A 9,716-nucleotide genomic window follows, 5' to 3' on the forward strand; every position below is an offset into this window, starting at 1 on the left:
CATGCGGTCGTAGGCCTCGAGTGCAAGGGCATGGACCTTCTCGGATATCCCCAGTTCAGCCCACTGCTTGACGCGGCGCCGGATGGTCCGACCGGAGCATCCGGCGCCAGCGATCCGTTCGTAGCCGGAGCCGTGGACCAGCGCGAGCACGATGTACTCGAAGACGGTCCGCTCTGGAACCCGTCGCCGGTGACAACCCAGCGGATGGCTCTCGGCGTATCCGTGGCACGGGCAGCAGAGCGGCGAATTGGTCCCACAGGGGGTTCCAAAAGGCATGATGGGACCGCAGGCACGAGCCCTCCGGGTGATCACTGAGCGTCATGATCACTCAGGCTCGTGCCTGCCTTGCGTTCGGGCCCGCCTGGGCTGCCCCACCCACCATTTGCCGGTCGGTCTTAGACAGCTGCGTACGGTCGGGGCATGACCACAGGACTTCCGATCACGTACCCCGTTCGCACCGAGCACGTCGAGATCCCGGTGGGCCGCGACGGGGCGGGCATGGGCGGCTATCTCGCCCGTCCCGCCGCACCCGGAGCGTTCCCCGGCATCGTGGTGGGGATGGAGCTGTTCGGGATCGACCAGCGTGTGCGGGACGTCTGCGAACGGCTCGCGGGGCTCGGATTCGTCGCGCTCGCCCCCGACTTCCACCACCGGCCCCCTGGGCCGATCTGCCGCGCGATGACGCGGGTCGCAGCCGGGGCTTCGAGCTGCTGCATCTCATGACGCGCGAACAGGTCCTCGCCGACGTGGGCACCGCCATCGGCCACCTGCGTGCCGCCAGCAGTGGACGGGTCGCGATGGTCGGCCTGAGCATGGGCGGCCACATCGCCTACCTCGCCGCGACCGCGCACGACCTCGACGCCGTGGTGGTGTTCTACGGGGGCTGGCTGCCGACGACCGAAGTCCCGCTCGGCAGGCCCGAACCGACCCTGTCCCGCACCGCCGCGATCACCGCACGAGTGCTGTTCCTCGTCGGCGAGCACGACCACATCATCCCGCCGAACTCGCAGCAGGAGATCCGCGACGCACTGCACGGAGCGAGCGTGTCACATGAGTTCGTCGTCTACCCGGGAGTCGGGCACCGATTCCTCGACACCGACCCCGATGCCGCGAAGCACGCCTGGAAGCGCGTGCAGGCATTCCTCACCGGACCTGACCACGCCGAGCAGCTCGCCCATCAGGCGCGCTGATGGGCGACCGTCGCCGAGACGGTGCTGCGCCGGCCGGGGCCGGTGGCCATGCTCACCTCGGATGTCGACGGCATGGCGAAGCTCTGCGGCAGCCGTGTCCGGCTCATCGCGATCCGAGCCAGGGCGCGTGTAGCGCTCACGTCCCCGGGGAGGCGAGCGCCACCAGATCGGCCCGGGCCTCCCGTCCCCTCGTGCGGGAGGCCCAGGCCGACTGCGGTGAGCCGCCGGGTGGGTCACTTCGCCGGGCCGTGCCAGGCGGGGCTGGTGGCGAGGGCCTGGAGCTGGTCCAGCGTCAGGGCCGGGGCGTCCCGCGTCGGTTGGCCCGCCGGAGCGGCGGAGTTGAAGGAGTGGACGAGGACACGCAGGTGGTCCGGCCGCAGGATGTCGACGCCGTTGCGGACGATGCCCTTGTGGCCCGCGAAGTCGTCCTCGGTGTACGAGAGCACCTTGGTCCCGTCGGACAGCGTGGTGGCGTTCTTGAACTCGGTGCTGACGTCGGCACCCGAGAACTTGCTCGGCTGGAAGCCGCTCCAGTCCTGGACGATCACCTCGATCAGGCTCTTGCCCTGGCCGTCGTCGACGGTGAAGTGGGCGTCGCCGATGGCGCCACTGCCGCCGGTGTCGCTCTCCTTCAGCCCGTTGGGCAGGAGCTGGGCGGCGGTGGCCAGGATCTGGTCGACCTTGGGCGAGGTGAAGTTCGGCGGCGGCATGTCGGTCTTCGCGGGAGCGGCCGCGGCGGGCAGCGCGTTCAGGACCTGGTCCCAGCGATGGTCGGTGGCGATGGCGGCGAGCTGGTCCGCAGTCAGTGGCGGATCGGTCCGGGTGAGCTGGTAGACGGTCTGGCCCGGCATGTTGTACTCGGTGACGTCGACCACCGCTCCATCCGGACGGCGCAGCGTCGCGAACCACTGCTTGAAGCCGCGCGCCTTGTCGGGGTGGGTCCACCGCTGCAGGACGGTCAGGTAGGAGCCGTCCGGTCGTGCGGTGTGGCTGCAGACCGTGTACGGCTCGTAGGTCGGGTCGGGGCACTTGGCCCAGTCCGCGTTCATGTCGACGGGGGTGGGGTCGCGACGGAGGTTCACCGTGATCGAGCCCTGCCCCTGACCGTCCTCGAGCGTGAGGCCGGCGTACGGTGCCCGGCGGCCGTTGAGCTTCGGGTCCGGCTCGGTGCTTCGGCTGTCGGGGTTGCTCTCCTGCCAGCCGCTCGGGATCGCGGACTTGAGGAGGCTCAGCATCTGGTCGGCGCCGACCGGCGCGGCCGGGGTCGAGGCGGCGGCGGTCGGCGCGGGGGAACCGGAGACGGAGGCCGACGCGGGGGCTGCGGGGTCCGTCGTCCCCCTCCCGCCCGGCAGGGACGCGACCGCGGCCGCGCCGCTCGCCACCACGGCGACCATGACCGCACCGCCGATGACGTTGCGGCGCAGTTTCTTCCGTCTGCCGCGCCGTGCGGCGTCGACGGCCAGCTCGTCGACCCCGCGCACGAGGCTGACGTCGGCCACCTCCCGCAGCGCCGAGGCGAACTCGTCTTCAAAAGGCATGGCTGTACACCGTTTCTCGGGAGCTGGGAAGGTCAGTGAATCGCCTGCGTGGCAAAGCCGTCACCGAGCAGTACGCGCATCCGCCCGAGCGCCCGATGGCTGCGCGAGCGCACCGCGGAGGAGGACAGCTGCAGGGCGGCCGCGGTCTCCTCGACGCTGCGGTCCTCCCAGAATCGCAGGACGAGCACCGCCCGGTCCTGCGGGGAGAGTTCGCGCAGTGCCTGCAGGAGAGTCAGTCTCAGGGTCGGGTCGCCGTCGTGTACGACGATCTCCGGGAACTCGTGGACCACACGTTCGCTGCTGCTGCGGCGCCGCCGGTACGACACGAAGGTGTTGGCCAGGACGACCTGCGCATAACCGGCCGGGTTCTCGAGTCGCGACAACCGCCGCCAGCGGACGTACATCCGGCTGAGCGCCTCCTGGACGAGGTCCTCGGCAAGGTACGCGTCACCGCCGGTCAGCAGGTAGGCCGTCCTGAACAGGCGCCCTCCGCAAGCGGCGGCGAACTCCAGGAAGTCGACCGGCCTCGGGGCCGTCGTCTCGCTCGTCGAGGTGTGGTCCATGCCCCGCTAACGCCGTGAGAAGTTGATGATGTTGCAGGTGTGATCAGATTATTTTTCCCGAGGGAGGTCCAGGCCGGCCTTCGAGCTCTGCGGGTGTGGGACCTGAGTCGGCATCAGGGTCGGGTCGGGGTGCGGTCAGGGCGATCACCGGTTCCGCGGGGGTGGAGCGGCGGGACTCGGACGGGACCGCGCCGGCGGCGACCATGCGCCGGCAGACGTGACGTGGCCTGCGGCAGGCTTCAGCACGCCTGCTGCTGTGGCTCGATGTCACGCGCTCCTGGACCCGAAGCACTTTTCGGCCTTGGCGGAGGCGTTCCACCCTGCGGTTGGACACCGCAGGGTGGAACTTCAGCCGGCAGCCCGCCTGCCGGTCGGTGGCGCTCTCTCCTTGGTGTCAGAGGTTCTGGAGCTGGGCCCGCGCGTCGTCCAGGGTGGTCTGCGGAACCCCGATCAGCACCTGCGGGGAGCCGATGTCCCCGCTGGGGCAGAAGCGGGTGGCAGGGACGCGAACGGCCACGTCGAACTCTTCGCCGTTGCGGACTATGTCGAGGAGAGAGCCCTGCGCGCAGCTCGCCTCGGGAGCGATCGGCGGAGAGTTAAGCCAGGTGACGGGCTGGAAGGCCTCTTGTCCAGGCTCCAGTACCGTTCCGTGCTCCTTGTCGACGGAGAAGATTCCGTCACCCAGGACACCGGTGGTGAGCTTGGTGAGCACGGGCCAGTTGGCGGACCGCACGTCGTCGGTCCGCACATCAGCGGGCCCGTACATCACGCATGCCTGCTTCGAGACGTTGGCGAGTTTGACGACACCGGACCATCGGGAATCGGCATCCACGTGCAGACCGACCATCTCGCCGACGACGGGAGTATAGCCTTCCCAGTTGTAACACAGCGGGACGTCCGCCCCTGAGAGGGCCGCGTGCGGGGCAGCCGACGCGACGGTCGCGCCGACCGTGCCGAGCGCGGTCAGGGCCAGCGCCGAAGAGGCCAGGCCGGCGACGGTACGGCGGAGATGACGCTTACTCAAAATTGCTCCCTGGTAGGACATGACATTCAGACGATCCGCTGCGGTAGAGCGGCTCACTTACTAAATGCCGCCGGGCTCGGTTGTGTTGCACTCCCAGCCGAAGTCGGGGAGACGGTTGGGCCGGACGTGTGGCAGACGTGCCGGGAGTTGATCCCGGCGGGGAGTGTCTTCGCGTTCCTGGCCGAGCACCGGGGTCGACTGTTCCCGACGGGGATGTTCGCGGACATGTATCCGTCGGCGAACGGCAGGCCGAGCATGCCGCCGCAGATCCTGGCCGCCGCGATCACGCTGCAGGCCCTGCACGGCCTGTCCGACTTCGGGACAGCCCCGCGTTGCACCCCGCACCCCACCATCAGAACAAGGCCGGCCCCGGCACCACCCACCCCGGACAGACCCAGCACCAGTGACCCCGAGCACGCCCGGAACAGCCGGCGCCCGGCGGTCGGCGGCACCGGCAGCGGCCGCAATTTCCGCGGGGCCCGTGTCTGGGGTGCCGGAGGCGGCCTGGAAGGGGCGGACGACGGTTGCGCCGCCCGTCCCGGTCGGCGCAGTCCGGTCCGCCCCTACCGCGTGGAGGAACCCGTGGTCACCTTGCTCATGCACCACCGCTTCGACGTCGTGATCGCCGCGGTCTTCGGCCTCGTCTTCGCCCCGCTTGGCGCGGCAGCTTGAGGGAGGGGGCCGCCCCGAGCGACTGAGCGCCCGGGCCCCGTCGCCGCAGGCCCGGCGCCGAACGCTGTCAGCCCCCTGCTCTAGCGTTCCCGACATGACGCAAGCCGCTCACACGTACCGCTATCTGCGCTCCTCCGTGCTGGACGACCTGCACGGGCGCCTCGGGCTGGAGACCTCCGGCGGGGCCACACCCTTCGGCGAGGTCACCCATCCCCACTTCTTCGAGGGGATGTTGACAGCCCCGGCGGCCGCGGCCGCCGGGCTGCTCGCCGTCGCGGACGTGGCCGCCGCACGCTACTACCAGCCCCGACTACCCGCCTCGCTGGACCCGGTGGTCACCGCCAACGGCGACCGGCTGCGCTTCGAGTCCTTCTCCGGCTGCGGCGGCGTCTACGCCCGGCTCGACGTGCTCGAGTCCGGCCTGGACGGCGGCGGGATAGGCCACGGAACCACCAACGTCGACATCAACGTCCCGCTACGGGACGCCCTCGGCCGCCTCGGCCCGGCCGAGCCGCTGCGGCTCGCAGTCGGTCCGGAGGCACTGGAGGTCACCACGCCGGACGGACCGCTGGTGGAGAAGAAGGTTCCGCTGCCGGGCCGCTGGCTGCGCGGCTTCGCCGAGACGCAGGTGGTAGCCGCCGGCTTCGACCTGCGCGCCGAGTTGCCCGCCGCCGAGGCGGTCCGCTTCCTCCGCTCGCTGACGGCGGGAAATGCGGGGGGCGCGCGCGGCACGGCCGGCGCGACGCAGTGGGTCGTCCCCACCGGGCGTCTGCTGCGCCCGACCAGCCGGCCCGTTCCGGGCGCCGTCTGCCTGCCCGGCCCGCAGCGGCTGGTCGCGCTGCAGCGGGTGCTGCGCCACGCTCGCGCGCTGCGCGTCTACGGCCCGCCGCTGACGGCCGGGGACAGCCGGCCGACCAGCTCAGCCTGGGAGGTCGAGCTGCCCGACATGCGGCTGACGCTCACTCTCTCTCCCGACCCGGCCCGCGGCTTCTCCGGCGAGGGCGGCGTGCTGGACGCGCTGGCATCGGCCGGCAGCGAGCAGGACGCGGACCTGGTCGCGGTGCTGCTGGCCTGGGAGCCGCGGATCGACGTGGCGGAGCTGGCCGAGCAGGCCGGCCTGTCGTCGCAGCGGGTCCGCGCGGCGCTGACCCGGCTGGGTACCTCCGGGCAGGTCGGCTACGACACCGCCGAGGCGGCCTTCTTCCACCGCCAGCTCCCCTACGACGCTGGCCGGGCGGAGTCCCACAACCCGCGGCTGCGGGCCGCCCGCGCTCTGGTCGCCGTGGGGGCGGTCCGGCCACAGGCCGACGGCGGGGCGCTGGTGCACGTGGAGGATCATGTGCAGCGGGTCCGCCGCGCGGCGGACGGCTCGCTGGGGTGCACCTGCCTCTGGTGGGCCAAGTACCGGGGCGGGCGCGGGCCGTGCAAGCACGTGCTGGCGGTGGGGTTGGCGGCGGAGAGCGCCGCCTCGAACGATGTGAAGGAGAGGGCGGCGCGATGAGCCTGCTGGACCGTGTGGACGCTGGGGATGCCAACGGCGTCATGGCTGCGCTGGCCGCACTGGGTCCGGCGGAGCGCCGGGCCCTGCTGCCCGAACTCAAGCGCCGCCGCAAGGAGATGTCCGTCGCCTGGTGGGAGCACTCGGGAGGCCACAAGCTGGCCCTGCTGGTGGCGGGGCTGGGCTGCAACACGGCGCCCTCCGCCGCGTTCTCCTGGGCGAGCGGAGTCGGCTCCCCCGCCGGGATCGTGGTCTGGCAGAACGAGGCGGTCCTGTCCGTCGTCGACCAACAGAGTCCGGAGTGGCAGTCGGAGGTGCTGCGCAGGATCGCCGAACGACGGCCCACCGCCTGGCTCGGCGACGAGTACCCGGCGATCGAGCGCCTCGCCCGCGCCACGGGCCTGCCGGTACCGGTCACGGACGGTGTGGTGCTGGCGTGGCAGCGCCACCACGTCCCGCCCTACGCGACCGAGGAGTACCGACGCGAGCTGCTGCTCCGGCTGGTCCAGGCGCCGTCGACCCCCTCGCTGCTCCTCGGGCTCTTCGGCGTCGTCGGCGCGGGCGACCAGCTGGGCGAGGCGTGGCGCGGCGCGGTCCTCGGGCTGATCGAGGCCGGCGTGGTCGAGCGCGACGAGATACTCGACCGCTGCCTGGCCCGGCTGGCGCGCGGCGGACGGCCGGGCGACCAGCGCGGCTTCCAGCGGCTGCTGGAGGAGCTCGCGCCGACCCCGGAGGAGATCGCCGCACGGATCCGCGCCTACCTGCCGCTGCTGGACAGCCTGTCGCCGGTGGCCGCCCTCGGCCAGGCACAGCTCGCCGAGGCGGACGCCGCGGGCCTGCTGGAGCCGGAGCACCTGACCGAGGCCTCGACCACGGTCTTCTTCCGCAGCGAGAAGAAGCTGCTGCGCGCCCAGCTCGCCTGGCTGGACCGCTCCGGTCGGCGTTCCCCGGACTGGGCGGCGGCGGCCGTGCGCGGCGCGGCCTTGGCCTTCGGGCAGAGCGACGCGGAACTGCAGGAGCGGGCGCTCAAGGTGGCGGCGCGTCACCTGAAGGTGGCGGGTCCTGCCCTGCTGCCTGAACTGCAGGCGGCGACCGAGCTGCTCGGTCCGGCCCAGGCCGCCAGTGCGGTGGCGCTCTTCGGCCTGGACGCCCCCGCCGCCTCGGATGCGGCCGCGCCCTACGAGGAGTTGCTGCCGCCGCTCCCCCAGTCGGTGCCGCTGGCCGAGCCGCTGGACGGTCCCGTCGGCGTGGCCGAGGAGCTGGCCGCCGTGCTGGCGGGCGACGACAGCGTCGCCGCCTTCGAGCGGACGCTGGCCGGCCTGGTCCGCGAGGCGTTCCGGGACGGGGAGGCGCTCCGGGCGGCGCTGAAGCCGGTGCTGGGCGAGGAGGAGTGGGCCGAGACGCTCAGCGTCTGGTCTCCGGACCACACCTGGATCGCCCTCGCCGCAGCCGCGGCCGCAGGTCAGGTCACCGAGGCGCGGGCGCACGCCATGCTGCAGGGGCAGGGCCCGCTCCGGACGGAACATCAGGAGCGCCTCAGCGCCGTCCACGCCACCCGGGTGCACGAGGCCGCCGCTCTCATCGTGCTCGGACGCACGCCTTTCCTCGTCGCCACGCCCAGCTACGCGGACGGCGGGCTGGAGGCGGCCGTGCTGGTGGAGCGCCTCGCCGCCCTGGAGGCGGCGGAGGGCGAGGTCGGCGCGGCCGACTTCAGCCAGGCGCTGCTCCGCGTCCTGCCGACGGACGATCCGGCGGTGCAGGCGGCAGCCGTGCAGCTCCGCTCGGCGGAGGGCCGACGGCTGGCCCAGTGGCTCGCCCAGGGCGGGCTGCCCGGCCAGCGCACCGAGCGGCTGCCGGCCGGGGCGGGGCCGCGTGCGTGCCCGCGCGTCACCCAGCCCGGGCTCGCGCCGGATCAGGAGCCCGGGCTCCACCCGGACATACGCCGGATGCTCAACCCGATGGTGGACGGGGAGGGGCGCCACATCCTCGTCTACGGCGACATCGCGACGCCCTACGCCCTCGCCGTGCTGCCCTGCCACCGCGAGGAGCTGGCGGTCCGGCTCGGCAACGCGATCGTCGAAGCCGCCCAGTACGGCGCCAAGGGCGCGCAGCTGCTGCCGCAGCTGGTCGAGGCGGGCGGTCCGGCCGGCCCCGGGGTCCACCTGACGGTGGCGTGCGCGCTCGGCGCGGCGACGGCGGAGGACCGCACGGCCGCCGTGGACGCGCTGCTGCTGCTCGCCGCCCAAGACGCGCTCGACGCGGACCGCCTCGGCGCCGATCTCGCCGAGGCGGTCCGCTGCGGCGTGGCCCCGCTGAACCGGGTGCCGCTCACCCTCCGTCAGGCTGCCGAGTCCGGCGCCTACGGGACGGTCTGGTCGGTCCTCCGCGCCGCCCTGCCGGGCTTGCTGGCCCCGGAGCCGATACGCGGCGTGCCGGAGCTGCTGGCCATCGCCGCCGACTGCGCCGCCCGCAGCGGCGCGACCGGTGCGCTGCCGGTGGTCGAGGCGCTGGCGGCGCGCCGCGGCTCCTCCCGCCTGCTGAAGGAGGCCCGGGCACTGCACGCCGTGCTGACGGCGAGCTGAGAGGCGGCTCACCCCAGCAACGCGGAGACCGCCGTCCCCTGCGCGGCGAGGGCGCCCTCGCCCTCCGGCGCGACCGGATACCCACCGAGGTCGGCCGAGGCGCGGCAAGGCGGCGGAATGCGTTGTGGCCCGTTCCTGGCAGCTCCAATGCCGGGAACGGGCCATGTGTTCCTCCCCCGGTCGGGCCCTACGGTTCCATGCCGTCGGCCATGTCGTGCAGGTGGTAGACGGCGCAGGGCAAGTCCTGGCCGTACCAGTACGGGCTGGTCAGCGCAGTGGGTGCGTCCGGGACGGCCGCCAGCTGGTCCGCAGCCTGCATCCACGCCGTGGCCACCAGCGCCCGCATCCGGTCGAACTCGGCGACCAGGGCGGCCAACTCCTCGGCAGGCGGCAGCTCTACCGCGCCGTGGGCAGCCTGTGCACCGCGAGGCCGGCCAGCCGCTGCGTGGTCCAGTCGGCATCAGCCAAGCGTTCAACCCGGCAACTCAACTGCTCATCCGCCAGCTGAAGCGCTCACTCACATTTCGGCGACACGGGGCCGCTGGGGAATGGTTCTACAGCTCGACGTCCATCCAGGCGATGTCGTTCAGCTCGACGTCGAGGCCGCGGGCGCGGCGGCCGCGGTCCTTGAAGTACTCGTCCCGCAGGG

Annotated in this window: 10 protein-coding genes and 1 pseudogene; 5 read left to right on the top strand and 6 right to left on the bottom strand. The window is 72.7% G+C overall.

The genetic code is table 11. The annotated features are described in order from the left end of the window. Positions 1 to 293: pseudogene (locus ACWDAK_RS39675) on the bottom strand (transposase); the annotation flags it as partial. Positions 294 to 420: 127 nt separating this feature from the next. Between ACWDAK_RS39675 and ACWDAK_RS39680 the strand changes: the two are divergent. Then, positions 421 to 723 (top strand): dienelactone hydrolase family protein, encoded by a 303-nt coding sequence (locus tag ACWDAK_RS39680; protein WP_344641452.1) that lies wholly within the window; start codon positions 421 to 423, stop codon positions 721 to 723. Beyond that, a complete protein-coding gene (locus ACWDAK_RS39685; protein ID WP_344641453.1) occupies positions 720 to 1,190 on the top strand; it encodes a dienelactone hydrolase family protein in 471 nt (156 codons plus the stop codon). Before ACWDAK_RS39680 ends, ACWDAK_RS39685 begins: the two co-directional genes overlap by 4 nt. Here ACWDAK_RS39685 and ACWDAK_RS39690 read toward each other — a convergent pair. From ACWDAK_RS39690 to ACWDAK_RS39705, 4 genes are all read right to left on the bottom strand, one after another. After that, a complete protein-coding gene (locus ACWDAK_RS39690) occupies positions 1,178 to 1,330 on the bottom strand; it encodes a hypothetical protein (protein ID WP_427396194.1) in 153 nt (50 codons plus the stop codon). The genes ACWDAK_RS39685 and ACWDAK_RS39690 overlap by 13 nt on opposite strands. Positions 1,331 to 1,423: 93 nt before the next feature. Further along, the gene (locus ACWDAK_RS39695; RefSeq protein WP_427396193.1) at positions 1,424 to 2,728 is read right to left on the bottom strand and encodes a hypothetical protein; all 1,305 of its coding nucleotides are present in this window, start codon (positions 2,726 to 2,728) and stop codon (positions 1,424 to 1,426) included. A 32-nt stretch (positions 2,729 to 2,760) separates the two neighbouring features. Continuing rightward, positions 2,761 to 3,291: a SigE family RNA polymerase sigma factor gene (locus ACWDAK_RS39700; protein ID WP_344641455.1), complete on the bottom strand. Its 531-nt coding sequence runs from the start codon at positions 3,289 to 3,291 to the stop codon at positions 2,761 to 2,763. Positions 3,292 to 3,685: 394 nt separating this feature from the next. Continuing rightward, positions 3,686 to 4,315, bottom strand: a complete 630-nt coding sequence (locus ACWDAK_RS39705) for a hypothetical protein (RefSeq protein ID WP_344641456.1) — start codon at positions 4,313 to 4,315, stop codon at positions 3,686 to 3,688. 126 nt (positions 4,316 to 4,441) lie between these two features. On the opposite strand from ACWDAK_RS39705, the gene ACWDAK_RS39710 reads away from it, so the two are divergent. From ACWDAK_RS39710 to ACWDAK_RS39720, 3 genes are all read left to right on the top strand, one after another. After that, positions 4,442 to 4,987 carry a hypothetical protein gene (locus ACWDAK_RS39710; protein WP_427396192.1) on the top strand — a complete coding sequence of 182 codons (546 nt, stop codon included), beginning with the start codon at positions 4,442 to 4,444 and terminating at the stop codon, positions 4,985 to 4,987. 94 nt (positions 4,988 to 5,081) lie between these two features. Next, positions 5,082 to 6,488 carry an SWIM zinc finger family protein gene (locus ACWDAK_RS39715; protein ID WP_427396191.1) on the top strand — a complete coding sequence of 469 codons (1,407 nt, stop codon included), beginning with the start codon at positions 5,082 to 5,084 and terminating at the stop codon, positions 6,486 to 6,488. Next, positions 6,485 to 9,067 carry a DUF7825 domain-containing protein gene (locus ACWDAK_RS39720; RefSeq protein ID WP_427396190.1) on the top strand — a complete coding sequence of 861 codons (2,583 nt, stop codon included), beginning with the start codon at positions 6,485 to 6,487 and terminating at the stop codon, positions 9,065 to 9,067. The genes ACWDAK_RS39715 and ACWDAK_RS39720 overlap by 4 nt, the downstream gene beginning before the upstream one ends. A 187-nt stretch (positions 9,068 to 9,254) precedes the next feature. Here ACWDAK_RS39720 and ACWDAK_RS39725 read toward each other — a convergent pair whose 3' ends face one another. Beyond that, on the bottom strand, positions 9,255 to 9,443 hold the full coding sequence (locus ACWDAK_RS39725) for a hypothetical protein (protein WP_427396189.1): 189 nt from the start codon (positions 9,441 to 9,443) through the stop codon (positions 9,255 to 9,257). Positions 9,444 to 9,716 lie beyond the last annotated feature (273 nt).

The sequence above is a fragment of the Kitasatospora sp. NPDC001175 genome, assembly GCF_053598215.1.